The following is a 17,969-nucleotide window of genomic DNA, read 5'->3' as shown; positions in this document are numbered from 1 at the left end:
GTTAGCGTTGAAAATTTCATTCGTCATGTAGTAGGCTTATATTCCCAAAATATCGACGTCGAAGGGCTGGTGAGTGAATAAAAGTAAAAATTGGTTATGACTGCACTCGCGAATTTTAAGTGAAAGTTAGTTGGTTGAAAATAATTGGAGGGATTTATGCGATCGATTTCGCTGTTTGCGATGCTGTTAATGTTGGCTAGCGGCCCATCAATCGCTGGGGATTCTTGTACCACGCTGATGTGCATGTCTGGAAAACTAGCGGGCGTAAGTACAGGTAAAAGTTGCGCTGAACCGATGGCGGATTACTTTAAAATAGTTCGTTTTGATCGGCATGGTTACAGTGAGAGCAAAACTAAGAATGCTCGTCAATCGTATCTAGACTCCTGCAGCTCCGAGACTAGTGGAGAGGGTAAGCGAATTAACGAGAAGTTTGGCAAGATGCGGTTGGGTTTTTAAAAAGTTTCTACTTAGGCTTGGTTCTACAAAACTGGAAGCGTGTGGCGTGATGATGTGTAGGAGCGTTCGTTGTCATGATTGCGGCTTCGATCGGGATGGCGAGTCGCTTACGCGATCACGGGCGAAAACAAGACGCCTGAAGATCAAGTAGACGAGAGCCTGGGATGGATGTGTCGACTCCCCGTGATTCAATGCCAGCTAAAATTTGAGGTCTGCGGTGGATGTTGATCACGGAACTCGGCGGGCGTTAGTCCGCCCAGGCTGTCGTGCGGGATCTGCTAGTTATAGTCGGCAGCCAGTGTTCGGTCTGTTCGCGAACCTCGCTCAGCGTGCGGAAGATGTGCATGTCCAGCACACCGCGCCGGAAGCTGCCGTTGAGGCGTTCGATGAAACCGTTTTGCATCGGCCGTCCCGGCTCAATGAAATCCAATGCGATGCCTTTGCGCTTGGCCCACTCGGCCAAGGCTAATGCGACAAACTCCGGGCCATTGTCCAAGCGAAGTTTGGCGGGATAGCCGCGCCAGGCCGCGATGCGTTCCAAGGTGTGGATGACGCTGGCGGCCGGAAGATTCAAGTCCACTGCGATCGCCAAGGCTTCCCGACTGAAATCGTCGATGACATTGAACGTGCGGAAACGCCGACCATCCACATCGCATCGGACATGAAGTCGATTGACCATCCAGCATTGGGTCGCTCTCCGCATGCCAGCGGCTGTGGGTGACGGGTCGGGACCCGGCGCCTGCTGCGGCGACGTTGATTGAGTTTCATCAGGCAGTACACGCGCCAGACCCTTTTGTGATTCCGCACATGTTCGCGACGGCGGATGGTCTGAAAGAGTTTTCCAAATCCACGCTCGGGAAAGCGTTCGGCCAATTCGGACAACAGCGCAATGACCTCCTCATCCCGATCAGGACGGCGCTGATAGCACGCCGTCGAGCGAGCCACGCCAACCACCGCAAATGCCCGGTGCTCGCTCCAGCCATGCTGCTCGATGAGCCAGGCAAGAAGCGGGCGCTTATGCGCCGGGTCTACAGCTTCTTCGCGATGACATCCTTCAGTGCACTGTTCTCCATCGCAAGCTCGGCGTATATGCGCTTGAGCTTGCCGTGCTCGGTCTCCAGGTCGCGAAGGCGTTGCACATCAGCGGCCTCCATGCCGCCGTACTTGGATTTCCAGACGTAGTAGGTCGCATCGGAAATACCCAGCTCGCGACAGACATCCTTGACTTGGCGGCCGCCCTCGACCTGCTTCAACGTGGCGACGATCTGGCTCTCAGTGAACTGCTCTTGCGCATCGTTGGTCTCCTTGGTGGTTAGTGTGCCGGAGACCTCTAGAATTATGGCTGGATCAATTTTGCGGGAGGCTGACAAGCTTTACCCTTGATGATCATGCTAGGCACTGGCACGACAGGTGGCCGGCCTCATGCCAGGCGCCAGCCGGCCCCGTGCCGCAACGCGCAACGCCGCGCTGATTGGTTTACCATTCGTCTTCAAGACCACTTGCGAGAAGGTGGCCCGCGCCCCGCGCCGGCCTAGCGTGCGACATGAGCACTACCACCGCCCACTGCTGATTCCGGCCGCGCCAGTTCGCACGGCGCCCGCACGGCGTTCTTTCTGCACCACCTCTCGCCGCATCCCTATCCGAGCCTGTCCCGCAGTGGGCAGATCTCCCTTGCAGCCGTCGCGCTGCAGCCAGCACAGACCTCATTCTTGCCCATGATCAACATCACGCTCCCCGACGGCAGCCGCCGCGAATTCGAATCCCCCGTCTCGGTGATGCAGGTCGCCCAGTCGATCGGCGCCGGCTTGGCCAAGGCCACCATCGCCGGCCAGGTGGACGGCCAACTGGTCGATGCCAGTGACGTCATCGACCATGACGCCAGCTTGCGCATCATCACCGCCAAGGACGCCGAAGGCGTGGAGATCATTCGCCACTCCTGCGCGCATCTGGTCGGGCATGCGGTCAAGCAGCTGTATCCCGAGGTCAAGATGGTGATCGGCCCGGTGATTGCCGAAGGCTTCTATTACGACATCTACAGCGAACGCCCGTTCACGCCCGACGACATGGCCGCGATCGAGCTGCGCATGCAGGAGTTGATCGCGCAGGACTACGAGGTGATCAAGAAAGTCACCCCGCGCGCCGAGGTGATCGAGGTGTTCGCCCAGCGCGGCGAGGAGTACAAGCTGCGCCTGATCGAGGACATGGCCGACGACATCACCGCGATGGGCTTGTACTACCACCAGGAATACGTGGACATGTGCCGCGGCCCGCACGTGCCCAACACGCGCTTCCTCAAGGCGTTCAAGCTCACGCGTATTTCCGGCGCCTACTGGCGCGGCGATGCCAAGAACGAGCAGCTGCAGCGCATCTACGGCACCGCCTGGGCCGACAAGAAGCAGCTGGACGCCTACATCCTGCGCATGGAAGAAGCCGACAAGCGCGACCATCGCCGCATCGGCAAGCAACAGGACCTGTTCCATCTGCAGGAAGAGGCGCCGGGCCTGGTGTTCTGGCACCCCAAGGGCTGGTCGCTGTGGCAGGTGGTCGAGCAATACATGCGCAAGGTCTATCGCGACAGCGGCTATGGCGAAGTACGTTGCCCGCAGATTCTGGACGTGTCGCTGTGGCAGAAATCCGGCCACTGGGACAACTACCAGGACGCGATGTTCTTCACCGAGTCGGAGAAGCGCACCTACGCGGTCAAGCCGATGAACTGCCCGGGCCATGTGCAGGTGTTCAATCAGGGCCTGCACAGCTATCGCGATCTGCCGATCCGCTACGGCGAGTTCGGTGCGTGCCACCGCAACGAGCCCTCCGGCGCGCTGCACGGCATCTTGCGCGTGCGCGGCTTCACCCAGGACGACGGGCATGTGTTCTGCCTGGAATCGCAGATCGAAGCCGAAGTCACCGCCTTCCATCAGCAGGCCCTGGCGGTCTACACCGCATTCGGCTTCGACGATATCGAGATCAAGATCGCGTTGCGCCCGGAAAAGCGCCTGGGCGACGATGTGACCTGGGACAAGGCCGAAGCCGCGCTGCGCAGCGCGCTGGGCGTGTGCGGAGTGGAGTGGCAGGAGCTGCCGGGCGAGGGCGCCTTCTACGGCCCCAAGATCGAGTACCACCTCAAGGACGCCATCGGCCGCACCTGGCAGCTGGGTACCATGCAGGTCGATTTCATGATGCCTGGGCGCCTTGGCGCCGAGTACGTGGATGAGCACAGCCAGAAAAAGCATCCGGTCATGCTGCACCGGGCGATCGTCGGTTCGATGGAGCGTTTCATCGGCATTTTGATCGAACACCACGCCGGCGCCTTCCCCTCCTGGCTCGCCCCGGTCCAGGTCGTTGTCGCAAATATCACCGATGCCCAGGCAGACTATGTGGACTCGGTTCGGAAAACCCTTGCAAATCAAGGCTTCCGTGTAAACGCCGATTTGCGTAACGAGAAGATCGGATATAAGATTCGCGAGCATACGCTGCAACGCGTGCCCTATCTGCTCGTGGTCGGTGACCGCGAGAAGGAAAATGGTGCCGTCGCCGTGCGGACACGTTCGGGAGAAGACCTCGGGACCATGACGGTCTCGGCCTTCGTCGAACGTCTGCAGGCAGAGCAGGCAGCGTGAGCCAACCCCGGCCGGTCTGGATGATCCGGATGCGCCGGTTCGATTCCCCTGGGAGATTGCAATATCAGTACCCCTGACAACAAACAGAACCGCAAGAACCAAGAAATCCGCGTGCCGCGCGTCCGCGTGATCGGCAGCGACGGAGAGATGGTCGGCGTGTTGTCGCGCGACGAAGCGCTCGCCAAGGCCGAGGAAGAAGGCCTGGATCTGGTCGAAATCCAGCCGCAGGCCGATCCGCCGGTCTGCAAGATCATGGATTTCGGCAAGTTCAAGTTCGAGCAGCAGAAAAAGGCCAACGAGGCCAAGAAGAAGACCAAGCAGGTCGAGATCAAGGAACTCAAGTTCCGTCCGGTCACGGACGAGGGCGACTACCAGATCAAGCTGCGCAACATGCGCCGCTTCCTGGAAGAGGGTGACAAGGTCAAGGTCAACATCCGCTTCCGTGGCCGCGAAATGAGCCACCAGGAGCTGGGCCGCGAAATGGCGTCCCGGATCGAGGCCGATCTTGGCGAAGACATCGTCATCGAGTCGCGTCCGCGCCTGGAAGGGCGGCAGATGGTCATGATGATCGCGCCCAAGAAGAAGATCTGATCCCGCGTTGCGGCCAGCCCCGGCGGGGTCGGTCGCAGCGAGGACAGCAGCGATTTGCAAGAATTCCCGGCAACGGGCATACTGCGCGGCCCGGTTTTACCGTGGCGCCGTGCAAGCGGTACAGGACCTGTCCGGATCGTGTTCGATCACGGACTTACAAGCAGGCAAGGGCAAGGATGGAAAGCGTGGTCGCAAGACTGCCGCCCGGGTCAGTGACAAAACACCATCAAGGACATTGCAATGCCCAAGATCAAGACCAACCGGGCGGCGGCCAAGCGTTTCCGCAAGACCGCCTCCGGCAAGTACAAGTGCGGCCACGCAAACCGTAGCCACATCCTCACGAAGAAAGCGACCAAGCGGAAGCGCAACTTGCGGCAGACGAACCACGTCCGTCCCGAGGACGCAGGCCGTCTCGATCGTATGCTTCCCTATCTCTGAGGACTGAACCATGGCACGAGTAAAGCGTGGTGTGCAGGCGCGCCGCCGCCACAAGAAAATTCTGAATCTGGCGAAGGGCTACTACAACGCCCGTCGTAAGGTCTTCCGCGTTGCCAAGCAGGCGGTCATCAAGGCACAGCAGTACGCCTACATTGGCCGTAAGCAGAAGAAGCGCGTGTTCCGTGCGCTTTGGATCACCCGCATCAATGCGGCTGCCCGCATCAATGGTCTGAGCTACAGCCGTTTCATGAATGGCATGCTCAAGGCAGGCATCACCCTGGACCGCAAGGTGCTGGCTGATATCGCCGTGCACGATGCCGCCGGCTTTGCCGCGCTGGCTGAGAAGGCAAAGGGCGCGCTGGCGGCGTAAATGCAGGTCCCTCGCAGGAGCTCGCACATCGTTGGTGCGAGTCCTTCGCAAGAGCCCGCACATCCATGTGCGGACTGTTGCAAGGGGTAGATCATCTCGAGCAACCGCACATCCGTGTGCCCGCTTTTGGTGATGAAACGCAGATATGCAGGGGGGAAGGGCGCGAGTCCTTCCCCTTCTGCGTTTTAGACAGCCGGCATCGGTCGATTCGATGGCTGGCAAGATACGTGGCAATGCGTTCCGGTATGTCCGGAAACACCGTTCGGCTGAGCAGTTGAGGCGCGAGTGCAATGAGTGAGATTCAATCCCTGACCGAGCGCGCGTTGGCAGATGTCGCCGCCGCACAGACGCCGGACCAACTGGAGGCGCTGCGCGTCGCGTTGCTGGGCAAGAGCGGCAGTATTACCGCCCAGCTCAGGCAGCTCGGCACGCTGCCAGCCGATCAGCGCAAGGCCGCTGGCGAAGCGATCAACCTGTCGCGCGACGCGCTGACCGCTGCGCTGTCAGAGCGCAAACACACGCTGGAAAACGCTGCACTGGACGCACGTCTGTCCGGCGAGCGCATCGACGTCACCTTGCCGGGGCGTCGCAGCGAACGCGGTGGATTGCATCCGGTCACGCGCACGCTCGAGCGCATCGTCGAGATCTTTGCGCGCCTGGGGTATGAGCTGTCCGATGGTCCTGAGATCGAGGACGACTGGCATAACTTCGAAGCTTTGAATTTTCCGCCGCACCATCCGGCGCGCGCGATGCACGACACGTTCTATTTCGGCGATGGCCGCCTGTTGCGCACTCATACCTCCGGTGTGCAGGTGCGTTACATGGATGCACACAAACCGCCGCTACGCATGATCGCGGCCGGCAAGGTGTACCGCTCCGATTCGGACCAGACCCATTCGCCGATGTTCCATCAGGTCGAAGGCCTGCTGGTGGACGAGCATTCCAACTTCGCCGACCTCAAGGGCACCTTGTCCGAGTTCGTGCGTGCGTTCTTCGAGCGCGATTTCGAAATGCGTTTCCGCCCCAGCTATTTCCCGTTCGTGGAGCCGGGTGCGGAAGTGGACATCGCCTGGCAGCAGCCCGATGGCAGCACGCGCTGGCTGGAAGTGCTCGGCTGCGGCATGGTGCACCCGAACGTGCTGCGCAGCGTGGGCATCGATCCGGAGCGCTACACCGGCTTCGCGTTCGGCCTGGGCGTGGAGCGCTTTGCGATGCTGCGCTACGGCGTCAACGACCTGCGCGCATTCTTCGAGAACGATGTGCGTTTTCTCAGGCAGTTTGGCTGACGGCGGGGAATCGGGAATTGGGAATGGGGAATCGCAACAGCCACGCGCTCTGCAGGTCCCATTCCGAAGGCCCGGCATCCCCGCTTGTTCGATTCCCCATTCTCCATTCCCGATTCCTGGCTCCTCATGAAATTCTCTGAAAATTGGCTGCGCAGCCACGTTCCCATCCAGGCCAGCCGCGACGAACTTGCCGCGACGCTGACGGCGATCGGTCTGGAGGTCGAAGAGGTCACGCCGTTGGGCGAGGCCCTGGGTCAGGTAGTGGTGGCGCGCATCGTCGAGGCGGTGCGTCACCCGGAAGCCGATCGTCTGCAGGTCTGCAGCGTCGACGCAGGGCAGGGCGAGTTGCTGCAGATCGTGTGCGGCGCGCCCAATGCGCGTACCGGTCTGGTGGCGCCGTTGGCGCTGGTCGGTGCGCAGATCGGTGCGCTGACCATCACCGCAGCCAAGCTGCGCGGTGTGGCGTCTAACGGCATGTTGTGCTCGGCCAAAGAGCTGGGTCTGGACAGCGATGCGTCCGGCCTGTTCGAGCTGCCGGACGATGCGCCAGTGGGTCAGGCCTTGGCCGAGTATCTGGGTCTGCCCGATGCCAGCATCGAGATCAAGCTCACGCCCAATCGCGCCGATTGTTTCAGCGTGCGCGGCATCGCCTTCGATGTGGCCGCAGCGTGCGCCAGCGAAGTGGTGGCCTTCGATGCGGGCGCGGTGGCGCCGGTGTCGACGCGTACCTTGTCAGTGGAGCTGGAGGCCGGCAACGAGGCGCCGCGTTACTGCGGTCGCGTGATCGAAGGCATCGACCCGGCGGCAAAAACGCCGGTGTGGTTGGCGGAGCGGCTGCGTCGCTGTGGCGTGCGTCCGGTGTCGCTGCTGGTGGATATCACCCAGTACGTGATGCTGGAGCTCGGTCAGCCGATGCATGCGTTCGACCTGGACACGCTGCAGGGGCCGATCGGTGTGCGGCGTTCGCGCAGTGGCGAGCAGCTGGCGCTGTTGGATGGACGTCAGGTCACCTTGGACGATAGCTTCCTGACCATCACCGATGCAGGCCGGCCGGTTGCGCTGGCCGGTCTGATGGGCGGGCTGGATACGCGTGTCACCGAGGCCACGCGCAATGTATTTCTGGAATCGGCGTATTTCGACCCGGCCGCGATCATGGGCCGTGGCCGCAAGCTCGGGTTGCATACCGATGCCGGTCATCGCTTCGAGCGTGGTGTGGATCCGGCCTTGCCGCCACAGGCGATCGAAGTGGCCACGCGGCTGGTGCTGGAACTGGCCGGTGGGACGCCGGGCCCGGTGGTACATGCGCAATTGCCGCAGCATTTGCCGCAGCCGGTGCGCATCCTGCTGCGGCGTGCGCGGATCGCGCGCGTGCTCGGCATCCAGATCGACGATGCCGAGGTTGCGCGCATTCTCACTGCGCTCGGCATGCAGCTCGACGCGGTGGCCGAAGGTTGGCAGGTGATGGCGCCGAGCCGTCGCTTCGATATCGCCATCGAAGAAGATCTGATCGAAGAGCTGGCGCGTATCCACGGCTACGACCGTGTGCCGACCACGCTGCCCGGTGGCGCAAGCCGGATCGCGATGCCGAGCGAAACCCAGCTGGACGAACTCAGCGTGCGTCGCCAGCTGGTGGCGCGCGAGCTGCAGGAAACCATCAATTACGCCTTTGTCGATGCAAGTCTGTTGGAGCGCTGGCAGCTGACCGATGGCCTGGTGCCGCTGGCGAACCCGCTCAGTGCGGAGCTTGCAATCATGCGTCCGCGCTTGTTGCCGGGTCTGGTGGCGACGCTGGGCCGCAACGCCGCCCGCCAGGCCGGGCGGGTGCGCCTGTTCGAGCTGGGCAAGGTGTTCGCCGCGTCCGCCGAGACAGGCGCCGCACCCCAGGAAGCGCAGCACGTCGCCGCGGCAGTCTGTGGCGATGCCTTGGCGCTGCAGTGGGGCGAGCCCGCGCGCAAGGTGGATTTCCACGATCTGAAGGGCGATCTGGTGGCGCTGGCCGCGGCCAGTGGCGCGCTGCTGGATTTCCAGCCTTCCACGCAGCCGTTCGGACATCCGGGACGCTCGGCCGATATCTATCGCGACGGCGCCTGCATCGGCTGGATCGGGCAGGTGCATCCGCGTCTGGCCAAGTTGCTGGAGATTGATGTGGACGTGATCGCGTTCGAGCTGCAATTGACGCCGCTGGTGCAGCGTGCGCTGCCGCGTGCCGGCGAGCTGTCGCGGTTCCCCTCGGTGCGTCGCGATCTGGCCTTCCTGGTGCCGGAAGAGGTGAGCTGGGCGGCGCTGTCTGCCAGTGTGCGCACCACGGTTGGCCCGTTGTTGCGCGAGGTGCAGCTGTTCGATCGCTATGTCGGGCAGGGGGTCGAGCCAGGTTTCAAGAGTCTGGCTATGGGCTTGATTTTGCAGGATAACTCGCGCACTCTCACCGACCGGGACGTCGACGCAGTCGTTGCCGATGTGGTGGTCGTGATCGAGCGCGAGCACCGCGCCCGGATTCGGAGTTGAGGCGGTAACCAGGGGATTGGCATGGCATTGACGAAAGCGGAGATGGCCGAACGTCTGTTCGACGAGGTCGGTCTGAACAAGCGCGAGGCAAAGGAATTTGTCGACGCCTTCTTCGATGTGCTGCGCGATGCGCTGGAGCAGGGCCGTCAGGTGAAGTTGTCCGGTTTCGGCAACTTCGATCTGCGGCGCAAGAATCAACGGCCCGGTCGCAATCCCAAGACTGGCGAGGAAATTCCGATTTCGGCCCGCACGGTGGTGACCTTCCGTCCAGGCCAGAAGCTCAAGGAGCGGGTGGAGGCTTATGCTGGATCCGGGCAGTAATCGCGAGCTACCGCCGATCCCGGCCAAGCGCTACTTCACCATCGGCGAGGTCAGCGAGCTGTGCGATGTCAAACCGCATGTGCTGCGCTATTGGGAAACCGAATTTCCGAGCCTGGAGCCGGTCAAGCGGCGCGGCAATCGGCGCTACTACCAGCGTCACGACGTGCTGATGGTGCGGCAGATCCGCGGCCTGCTGTACGAGCAGGGCTACACCATCGGTGGCGCACGGCTGCGCCTGGAAGGCGATGGCGCAAAGAGTGAGTCAGCGTTGAGCAACCAGATCATCAAGCAGGTGCGCATGGAGCTGGAAGAAGTGTTGCAACTGCTGCGCCGCTAGGAAATTGTGTAGCAAAGCCGCTATAATCGCAGGCCGTCCTCGCGACGGAGTGCAGCATCTTCGGGGTATAGCGCAGCCTGGTAGCGCACTAGTCTGGGGGACTAGTGGTCGTCGGTTCAAATCCGGCTACCCCGACCAAACACATGAGCCCATGTCTTCACTGACATGGGCTTTTTTGTTGCGTCGCAACATGTGGATGTTGAGGCTAAAGCACGGGTTCTGCATATGTAGAACGGCATAGTGCGCTGCAGCGGGGAAAGGGCTGAAGAGCCCGCTTTACACGGTCCCGTCTGCTGTGGACCTGGGTCACAGAGCGGTGCTAAGTATCCGAAAATGCTCCAAATCATTACCGTATGATTAGTAACTGGATCACGTTTTGTTAACGTCGCAACGACGAACTTGAATCAATAGGCCAACGCCGTCAAAAAAATGGCGTGCAGCGTCTTGCGATGTTTTCTTTCTATGCCATAGTGCAGTGCAACACGTCACACCTGTCGTGATCCCGATGTCATACGGGATGAATTCCTCTGTCGTACGTTCGTGCTGGCGTGTTGGCCGGTTGAATGCTGCGCGGGTTCCTGTCCCACCAATCAAGGCAGCCAGCTACACGCATGAAAAAACTGATCGAACGATTCTGCCAAGGCCTCAGCCTGGCGTTGATCTGCTCGATGACACTGGGCGCTTGCAGCACCGGTCCGAAGATGGCGGACTCTCTGCCGCTCCCGGATCCGCTTGCGATGTCCGCAGTGCAGCCAGAGTATCGACTCGCGCCGGGCGACTTGCTGTTGGTCAAGGTGTTCCAAGTCGATGATCTGGAGCGGCAGGTTCGCATCGATCAGAACGGTCACATCTCGCTGCCACTGATCGGCGACGTCAAGGCCACCGGCCTGGGCGTGGGCGAGCTGGAAAAACTGGTCGCAGAACGCTACGCCGCCGGATATCTGCAGCAGCCGCAAGTGTCGGTGTTTGTGGAGGAATCCAACGGCCGCCGGGTCACGGTCACCGGTGCGGTGGACGCGCCCGGGATCTATCCGGTGATCGGCTCCAACCTGACCTTGCAGCAAGCGATTGCGCAGGCGAAGGGTGTCAGTACGGTGGCCAGCCGCGGCAATGTCATTGTCTTCCGCATCGTCAATGGGCAAAAGATGATCGCTAGATTCGACCTGACCGAGATCGAGAAGGGTGCCAATCCCGACCCGGAGATCTACGGCGGCGATATCGTTGTGGTGTACCGCTCGGATGCGCGCGTCTGGTTGCGCACCATGCTTGAACTGACCCCCTTGGTAATGGTGTGGCGCGCTTACCGATGAGTATGAATTCCGAAAATCGTTCCTCTTCTTCTCATCGTCACGGGCATCTCGAGCTGGCGGATGTGGGTTTGCTCGACTACTGGCGTGCGCTGGTCTCGCAGCGCTGGTTGATCATCGGGGTCACGTTGCCTGCAGTGCTGCTGGCTTTCGGCGTCACGCTGCTGATGCCGGAGAAGTACCGCGCCACCAGCACGCTGCAGATCGAGCGTGATTCGCTCAACGTGGTGAACGTCGACAACCTGATGCCGGTGGAGTCGCCGCAGGATCGCGATTTCTATCAGACCCAGTACCAGTTGCTGCAGAGCCGTTCGTTGGCGCGTGCAGTGATCCGCGAAGCCAAGCTGGATCAGGAGCCTGCGTTCAAGGCGCAGGTCGACGAGGCACTGGAGAAGGCCGCGGCCAAAAATTCGGAAGCCGGCAAGTCGGTCGATTCGCGCCAGGCGATCGTCGAGCGCACCTTGACCGACACCCTGTTGGCCGGATTGGTGGTCGAGCCGATCCTCAATTCGCGCCTGGTCTACGTCAACTACGACTCGCCGGACCCGGTGCTGGCCGCCAAGATCGCCAACACCTATACCAAGGTCTTCATCGTCAGCACGCAAGAGCGGCGGATGAACGCGTCGTCGTTCGCGACCAAGTTCCTGTCCGAACGTCTGGAGCAGTTGCGCGGCAAGGTCGAAGATTCGGAAAAGACGCTGGTCTCCTATTCGACCGAAGAGCAGATCGTGTCGATGGGCGATGACAAGCCGTCGCTTGCGGCGCAGAACCTGGGCGATCTCAACGCGATGCTTGCGTCTGCGCAGGACACGCGCATCAAGGCCGAAGCGGCATGGCGTCAGGTCAGCACCAGCGACAGCATGTCGTTGCCGCAGGTGCTGGGCAATCCGTTGATCCAGAGCCTGCGCGGTGAGCAGATCCGCCTGAACACCGAGTACCAGCAGAAGCTGTCGACCTTCAAGCCGAACTATCCGGAAATGCAGCGCCTGAAGGCGCAGATCGAAGAGTCGCGCCGTCAGATCAACGGTGAGGTCATCAACATCCGTCAATCGTTGAAGGCCGCCTACGACGCCTCGGTGCAGCAGGAGCGTTTGCTCAACGAGCGCATTGCCGGTCTGCGCAGCAACGAACTGGATCTGCAGAGCCGCAGCATCCAATACAACATGCTCAAGCGCGACGTCGATACCAACCGTCAGCTCTACGATGCGCTCCTGCAGCGCTACAAAGAGATCGGTGTTGCGAGCAACGTGGGCGCCAACAACGTGACCATCGTCGATACCGCAGACGTGCCTACGTCGAAGACTTCACCGAAACTCAAATTGAACCTCGCTTTAGGCTTCATCTTTGGCGTATTCCTTGGTGTGGCTGTGGCCCTTGTGCGCTACTTCCTGCGAGGCTCCATGCCGGAGACGCGGTTGAACTGACATCGTGATGTTGCAAAACGGTGGTTAATTTAAGTGACAACTGATTCAGCGTGGAAAAAGTTGGATTCCGTAAGTTTCGGGATCCCTCGTTTGAAAGTTTGTCTCTGTTGAAACAAAGGGCTGTCGTGCGATCTGGGGTCGGTAGGTATTACCGCGGTGATCGTACGACGGAGATGATTGAAAGCTCGCGTGCGTTTCGTATGTTCCCCCGCATGCGCCGTATCGAGTTTGGAGGACATCCCCATGCTTTTGGCAGACTTGAGTAGCGCGACCTACACGACATCCTCGCCGCGATTGTTGTCCAAGTATTCGGCTGCAGCCGACCTGGTTCTGCGCGTTTTCGACCTGACCATGGTCGTGGTCTCCGGACTGATTGCGTATCGCATCGTGTTCGGCTCCTGGGTGCCCGCGGCGCCCTATCGGGTCGCGATCGCCACCACCTTGCTGTATTCGGTGATCTGCTTTGCGCTGTTCCCGCTGTATCGCAGCTGGCGCGGTCGCGGGTTGTTGAGCGAGTTGTTGGTCCTGGGTGGTGCCTTCGGTGGTGTGTTCGCGTTGTTCGCGGTGCATGCGCTGATCGTGCAGGTGGGCGAGCAGGTCTCGCGCGGCTGGATCGGCTTGTGGTTTGTCGGTGGTCTGGCTTCGCTGGTGGCGGCACGCACGGTGCTGCGCGGCTTCCTGAACCATCTGCGTACGCAAGGTGTGGACGTGCAGCGTGTGGTGGTGGTCGGTTTGCGCCATCCGGTGATGAAGATCAATCACTACCTCAGCCGCAATCCCTGGGTCGGCATGAATCTGGTCGGCTACTTCCGTACGCCTTACGACATCGCCGTGACCGAGCAGCGGCAGTCGCTGCCGTGCCTGGGCGACCCGGACGCGTTGATCGAGTATCTGAGGGACAACCAGGTCGAGCAGGTGTGGATCTCGTTGCCGCTGGGCGAGCGCGATCACATCAAGCAGTTGCTGCAGCGTCTGGATCGTTACCCGATCAACGTCAAGCTGGTGCCGGATCTGTTCGACTTCGGCCTGTTGAACCAGTCCGGTGAGCAGATCGGCAATGTGCCGGTGATCAACCTGCGTCAGGGTGGCGTGGATCGCGACAATTACTTTGTGGTCGCCAAGGCGCTGCAGGACAAGGTTCTGGCTGTGATCGCGCTGATGGGGCTGTGGCCGCTGATGGCGGCGATTGCGGTAGGCGTCAAGATGAGCTCGCCCGGTCCGGTGTTCTTCCGCCAGCGTCGCCATGGTCTGGGCGGCCGCGAGTTCTACATGTTCAAGTTCCGCTCGATGCGCGTGCATGACGACCATGGCACCAGCATCCAGCAGGCAACCAAGAACGACACGCGTATCACCCGTTTCGGTGCGTTCCTGCGTCGCAGCAGCCTGGATGAGTTGCCGCAGATCTTCAACGTGCTGGGCGGCAGCATGTCGCTCGTTGGTCCGCGCCCGCATGCCGCGCAGCACAACACCCACTATGAAAAGCTGATCAACCATTACATGCAGCGTCACTACGTCAAACCGGGTATCACCGGTTGGGCGCAGGTGAACGGCTTCCGCGGCGAAACCCCGGAACTGCGCACGATGAAGAAGCGCATCCAGTACGACCTCGACTACATCCGTCGTTGGTCGCTGTGGCTGGATATCCGCATCATCGTGCTGACTGCGGTGCGTGTGTTCGGACAGAAGACCGCGTACTGATGATGGTGGGAAGTGTGCGACCTGGCGCGTTCAGCGCCGCGGGCGGCTGCATCGCAGCCGCCCCCTTCAAGCAGGCGTCTGCATGCTGATCCGAATGAGCGACGAGGCCCGCGTTCGCTGGCATAACCTGCTGATCGAACTGACGCTGTTGGTGGGCGTGGGTTACAACCTGGTGCTGGCGCTGATCAACGCGAACGTGTTCACGGTGCGTCCGGTGATCACCTACGCCGTCGAGTTCATCATCTACGCCGCGTGCTTCCTGCTTGGCCTGGGTTCGATGAGCCGCAAGCGCATCGCGTTGATCATCAGCGGGTTGGGGCTGATCGTCACCTTGATGTTCGTGCGCTTTCTGGTGAACTGGCAGATCGATCCCAAATTTTTCCGCGATGCCCTGGTGGTGTTTGCGTTTGTCGTGCTGGGTTCGGCCTATACCGGGTCGGTGCCCAAGCTGTTCGTGCGCATGACGATCATCGTCTCGCTGGTTGCCGCCTTCGAGCTGGCGATGCCAAGCGCCTACGGCGATCTGGTCAATCCGAAGAGCTTCTTCGTCAATGCGCGTGGCATGAGCGCGGAAGGCTTCTGGAACGAAGACAGCAATCTGTTCGTCAGCGCCACGCGCCCGGGCGAGCGTAACTTCCTGCCGGGCTCCAATCTGCCGCGCGCCTCCTCGATGTTCATCGAGCCGGTGACGATGGGCAACTACATCTGCTTCTTCACCGCGATCGTGTTGGTGTTCTGGCGTTGGATGCGGCCGTCGATGCTGATTCTGTCGGTGGGCTTGATCGGTTTCATGATCGTTGCCTCCGATGGACGACTCGCGGCGGGCACCTGTGTGCTGATGGTGTTGCTGTCGCCACTATTGAGACGCCTGGATCAGCGATTGGCGTTCCTGGTGTTTCTGGTGGTGATCATGACCGCGTGGTTGTTGGTGTGGATCACCGGGATCACCGCGTATCAAGACACCACGATGGGGCGGATATTCTTCACGGTGTATTCGATGAACAACCTGTCGTTCGAGTCCTGGATGGGCCTGGATTTTGCGCAGGCGTATCGCTACTTCGACAGTGGTATTGCCTACTTCATCGCATCGCAGTCGATCGTCGGCGTGCTGGCGTTTCTGTTGTCCTATTCGTTCCTGCTGCTGATGCCGAGCAAGGAAGGGCAGCTGTTCAAGAATCTGGCGATCTTTGCGTTCGCGCTGAGTCTGCTGGTGTCCAACGGCTACTTTTCGATCAAGACCTCGGCGCTGTGGTGGTTCGTGTGCGGCTGCATGTGGCACATGCTGCCGACCTGGTCTGCTGCAACGACGGCTAACCTGAGCAAGCAGGATCCAAACGACGATGGCGCGCAGTTGCCATTGCCTGCGGGAGGGGCGCGATGAGTCTGGCGGCGACGCAGGCACAGCAGCCGGTCTTGCCGACTGCCGGCGCACACGTCGCCACCCCGCAACGCGGTCGCGACTTGCGTATCGATGCCGCCAAGGCGATCGCGATTTTGCTGGTGGTGTTCTGCCACGCCAAGGGCGTGCCGCACGGCATGACCTTGTTCGCCTACAGCTTCCACGTGCCGCTGTTTTTTCTGGTCTCCGGCTGGCTGGCCTCCGGCTACGCCTCGCGCGCCACCGGGCTATCGCAGACAGTCAGCAAGCAGGCGCGCAGCTTGTTGCTGCCGTATGTGGTGTTCTATCTGCTTGGCTATGCGTATTGGCTGCTGACGCGCAATATCGGCGAAAAAGCTGCGCGCTGGGGCAGCCACCCGTGGTGGGAGCCGATCGTGGCCATGTTCACCGGGATCGGCCCGGACCTGTACGTGCAGCCTCCGTTGTGGTTTCTGCCGGTGATGCTGGTGACGGTAGTTGGTTATGTGCTGCTGCGCCGCTGGCTGTCGCCGGTGGTGATTGCGGTGGCATCGCTGGCCGTGGCCTGGTTCTGGATGTACTGGTTCCCGGCGCAGGGTGTGCGGATTTTTTTCGGGCTGGATGTGCTACCGGTGTCGCTGTGCTTCTATGCACTTGGCGCCTTGCTGATCCACCTCTCGCCGCACCTGCCGAAGTCATTGGTTGGGAGCGTGCTTGCGACGGTAGTGCTGGCGATTGCGGTTGCCTGGTTGGCTGATGTCAACGGCCGGATCGACGTCAACATGCTGGAATTCGGTCGCAATCACGCATTGTTTCTGTTGAGCGCGGTGCTCGGGTCGCTGATGGTGATCTGCGCCGCGCGGTTGGTGCAAGGCTGGGCATGGGTGCAGTGGATCGGGCGCAATACGTTGTTGATCCTGTGCACGCACATGCTGGTGTTTTTTGTGCTTTCCGGTGTTGCGGCACTGGCTGGCGGATTCGGTGCCTCGCGTCCGGGGCTTGGCTGGGCGTTGTTCGTCACCATCTTCGCGTTGGCCGCATGCGTGCCGCTGCGCTGGTTCCTGATGCGTTTCGCGCCGTGGACATTGGGTGCCCGCCCGGTGGCGGCATGACCGGCACCGCGCCATGACGACCGCGCCGTATTCCACTGCAGCCAGGCACGACAGCTCGGGGGCCAGGGCCGCGTCAGCACCGGCGTTGACCCGCGATTGGCAGATCGATGCAGCAAAAGCGTTGGCCATCGTGCTGGTGGTGTTGGGGCATGCCAGCGGCATGCCGGCGGCCTACAAGCTGTTCGCCTATAGCTTTCACGTTCCGTTGTTTTTTGTGCTGTCCGGCTGGGTGGGCGAGCGCTTCGGCCGCCGTGCAATGACGGTGGCGACGATCAAGAAGTTGGCGCGCACGCTACTCATTCCCTACCTTGCGTTCTTCCTGGTGGCCTACGCTTGCTGGATATTGATGGGAGTGACCAGCCGCGCGGCGCATCCATCGCACAGCCTGCCGTGGTGGGACCCGTTTGCGGGTCTGTTCTGGGCCAACGGCGCAAGCCTGTACGTGCTTCCGGCGTTGTGGTTTTTGCCGGCGCTGTTTGTCACCACGCTCGCCTACATTGCATTGCGCGCGCGCTTGAGTACGACGGTGCTGGCTGCAACCTGCCTGCCGCTTGCATTGGCATGGGCCGGCTGGTTCCCGTCGCTGCAGCTGCGGCTTCCGTTTGCGTTGGACGTGTTGCCGGTCGCGCTGTTCTTCATCGCCGTTGGCGGCTGGCTATCGCGCTACGCCGATGCGCTGCGATCGCTTGGCGCCATGGCGTGGGCATTGGCACTCCCGGTGCTGGCAGCAGCCTGGTGGTGGTTGGCGGCATGGAACGGGCAAGTAGATGTGAACAATCTGCAGTTCGGGCAGTCCGCTGCGGTGTTTTTGCTGGTCAGCCTGCTGGGCACGGCGATGACCTTGTGCGTTGCCTACTTCGTTCGGCAATGGCGTTGGCTGCAGTGGATTGGCGCCAACACCTTGCTGATTCTGTGCACGCATACGCTGGTGTTTCTGGTTCTCACCAGCGTGGTGGCACGTACCGGTGTGATCGCACCCAGCATGATCGGCACGCCAGCATGGGCGATGAGTTTGTGCACGGTGGCGATTCTTGCCAGTGTGCCGATGCGTGCAGTGTTGGTGCGCATTGCGCCGTGGATGTTGGGGTTGAAAGGTAAATGACGAGCTTCCAGAATCATCAGCCGTCGCAACACGCAGTTGCGCGTT

General features: G+C 61.1%; 14 protein-coding genes, 1 tRNA gene and 1 pseudogene. 15 read left to right on the top strand and 1 reads right to left on the bottom strand.

Features of this window, described 5'->3' with window-relative positions; genetic code table 11:
- Nucleotides 1-644: 644 nt before the first annotated feature.
- Nucleotides 645-1,793, bottom strand: a pseudogene (locus FFY45_RS16190) (IS3 family transposase).
- Nucleotides 1,794-2,171: 378 nt separating this feature from the next.
- Between FFY45_RS16190 and thrS the strand changes: the two are divergent.
- The 15 genes from thrS (at nt 2,172) to FFY45_RS16115 (ending at nt 17,924) form a co-directional block, all read left to right on the top strand.
- Nucleotides 2,172-4,076, top strand: a complete 1,905-nt coding sequence (gene thrS, locus FFY45_RS16185) for a threonine--tRNA ligase (RefSeq protein ID WP_176341205.1) — start codon at nt 2,172-2,174, stop codon at nt 4,074-4,076.
- 48 nt (nt 4,077-4,124) lie between these two features.
- Nucleotides 4,125-4,667 (top strand): translation initiation factor IF-3, encoded by a 543-nt coding sequence (gene infC / locus FFY45_RS16180; protein ID WP_080639730.1) that lies wholly within the window; start codon nt 4,125-4,127, stop codon nt 4,665-4,667.
- A gap of 240 nt (nt 4,668-4,907) precedes the next feature.
- A complete protein-coding gene (gene rpmI, locus FFY45_RS16175; protein WP_006449141.1) occupies nt 4,908-5,105 on the top strand; it encodes a 50S ribosomal protein L35 in 198 nt (65 codons plus the stop codon).
- A gap of 10 nt (nt 5,106-5,115) precedes the next feature.
- Nucleotides 5,116-5,475, top strand: coding sequence for a 50S ribosomal protein L20 (gene rplT, locus FFY45_RS16170; RefSeq protein WP_006449140.1), 360 nt, complete (start codon nt 5,116-5,118; stop codon nt 5,473-5,475).
- A gap of 290 nt (nt 5,476-5,765) precedes the next feature.
- Nucleotides 5,766-6,761: a phenylalanine--tRNA ligase subunit alpha gene (gene pheS / locus FFY45_RS16165; protein WP_176341204.1), complete on the top strand. Its 996-nt coding sequence runs from the start codon at nt 5,766-5,768 to the stop codon at nt 6,759-6,761.
- 126 nt (nt 6,762-6,887) lie between these two features.
- Nucleotides 6,888-9,266 carry a phenylalanine--tRNA ligase subunit beta gene (pheT, locus tag FFY45_RS16160; protein ID WP_176341203.1) on the top strand — a complete coding sequence of 793 codons (2,379 nt, stop codon included), beginning with the start codon at nt 6,888-6,890 and terminating at the stop codon, nt 9,264-9,266.
- Between the two features lie 21 nt (nt 9,267-9,287).
- A complete protein-coding gene (locus FFY45_RS16155) occupies nt 9,288-9,587 on the top strand; it encodes an integration host factor subunit alpha (protein ID WP_002811076.1) in 300 nt (99 codons plus the stop codon).
- The gene (locus FFY45_RS16150; RefSeq protein WP_005995911.1) at nt 9,568-9,924 is read left to right on the top strand and encodes a MerR family transcriptional regulator; all 357 of its coding nucleotides are present in this window, start codon (nt 9,568-9,570) and stop codon (nt 9,922-9,924) included. The genes FFY45_RS16155 and FFY45_RS16150 overlap by 20 nt, the downstream gene beginning before the upstream one ends.
- Before the next feature lie 61 nt (nt 9,925-9,985).
- A tRNA-Pro gene (locus tag FFY45_RS16145) sits at nt 9,986-10,062 on the top strand.
- 473 nt (nt 10,063-10,535) lie between these two features.
- Nucleotides 10,536-11,234 (top strand): polysaccharide biosynthesis/export family protein, encoded by a 699-nt coding sequence (locus FFY45_RS16140; RefSeq protein WP_176341262.1) that lies wholly within the window; start codon nt 10,536-10,538, stop codon nt 11,232-11,234.
- Nucleotides 11,216-12,655 carry a GNVR domain-containing protein gene (locus tag FFY45_RS16135; protein ID WP_176341202.1) on the top strand — a complete coding sequence of 480 codons (1,440 nt, stop codon included), beginning with the start codon at nt 11,216-11,218 and terminating at the stop codon, nt 12,653-12,655. The genes FFY45_RS16140 and FFY45_RS16135 overlap by 19 nt, the downstream gene beginning before the upstream one ends.
- Before the next feature lie 243 nt (nt 12,656-12,898).
- Nucleotides 12,899-14,353, top strand: coding sequence for an undecaprenyl-phosphate glucose phosphotransferase (locus FFY45_RS16130; RefSeq protein ID WP_176341201.1), 1,455 nt, complete (start codon nt 12,899-12,901; stop codon nt 14,351-14,353).
- 94 nt (nt 14,354-14,447) lie between these two features.
- Nucleotides 14,448-15,734 carry a polysaccharide biosynthesis protein GumE gene (locus FFY45_RS16125; RefSeq protein WP_176341261.1) on the top strand — a complete coding sequence of 429 codons (1,287 nt, stop codon included), beginning with the start codon at nt 14,448-14,450 and terminating at the stop codon, nt 15,732-15,734.
- The gene (locus FFY45_RS16120; RefSeq protein WP_176341200.1) at nt 15,731-16,822 is read left to right on the top strand and encodes an acyltransferase family protein; all 1,092 of its coding nucleotides are present in this window, start codon (nt 15,731-15,733) and stop codon (nt 16,820-16,822) included. The genes FFY45_RS16125 and FFY45_RS16120 overlap by 4 nt, the downstream gene beginning before the upstream one ends.
- 13 nt (nt 16,823-16,835) lie before the next feature.
- Nucleotides 16,836-17,924 carry an acyltransferase family protein gene (locus FFY45_RS16115; RefSeq protein ID WP_176341199.1) on the top strand — a complete coding sequence of 363 codons (1,089 nt, stop codon included), beginning with the start codon at nt 16,836-16,838 and terminating at the stop codon, nt 17,922-17,924.
- Nucleotides 17,925-17,969 lie beyond the last annotated feature (45 nt).

The organism is Xanthomonas hortorum (genome assembly GCF_011305375.1).
Lineage (GTDB): Bacteria > Pseudomonadota > Gammaproteobacteria > Xanthomonadales > Xanthomonadaceae > Xanthomonas > Xanthomonas hortorum_E.
The sequence above is the reverse complement of the archived record's forward strand: the minus strand, read 5'-3'. Positions and strand labels throughout refer to the sequence as shown.

What these genes read in the sequence shown, in the direction of transcription:
- rplT (WP_006449140.1), top strand. Translation starts at nt 5,116, where the DNA reads ATGGCACGAGTAAAGCGTGGTGTGCAGGCGCGCCGCCGCCACAAGAAA.
- FFY45_RS16130 (WP_176341201.1), top strand. Translation starts at nt 12,899, where the DNA reads ATGCTTTTGGCAGACTTGAGTAGCGCGACCTACACGACATCCTCGCCG.
- FFY45_RS16120 (WP_176341200.1), top strand. Translation starts at nt 15,731, where the DNA reads ATGAGTCTGGCGGCGACGCAGGCACAGCAGCCGGTCTTGCCGACTGCC.
- FFY45_RS16125 (WP_176341261.1), top strand. Translation starts at nt 14,448, where the DNA reads ATGAGCGACGAGGCCCGCGTTCGCTGGCATAACCTGCTGATCGAACTG.
- FFY45_RS16140 (WP_176341262.1), top strand. Translation starts at nt 10,536, where the DNA reads ATGAAAAAACTGATCGAACGATTCTGCCAAGGCCTCAGCCTGGCGTTG.
- thrS (WP_176341205.1), top strand. Translation starts at nt 2,172, where the DNA reads ATGATCAACATCACGCTCCCCGACGGCAGCCGCCGCGAATTCGAATCC.
- FFY45_RS16150 (WP_005995911.1), top strand. Translation starts at nt 9,568, where the DNA reads ATGCTGGATCCGGGCAGTAATCGCGAGCTACCGCCGATCCCGGCCAAG.
- pheS (WP_176341204.1), top strand. Translation starts at nt 5,766, where the DNA reads ATGAGTGAGATTCAATCCCTGACCGAGCGCGCGTTGGCAGATGTCGCC.
- pheT (WP_176341203.1), top strand. Translation starts at nt 6,888, where the DNA reads ATGAAATTCTCTGAAAATTGGCTGCGCAGCCACGTTCCCATCCAGGCC.
- rpmI (WP_006449141.1), top strand. Translation starts at nt 4,908, where the DNA reads ATGCCCAAGATCAAGACCAACCGGGCGGCGGCCAAGCGTTTCCGCAAG.
- FFY45_RS16115 (WP_176341199.1), top strand. Translation starts at nt 16,836, where the DNA reads ATGACGACCGCGCCGTATTCCACTGCAGCCAGGCACGACAGCTCGGGG.
- FFY45_RS16155 (WP_002811076.1), top strand. Translation starts at nt 9,288, where the DNA reads ATGGCATTGACGAAAGCGGAGATGGCCGAACGTCTGTTCGACGAGGTC.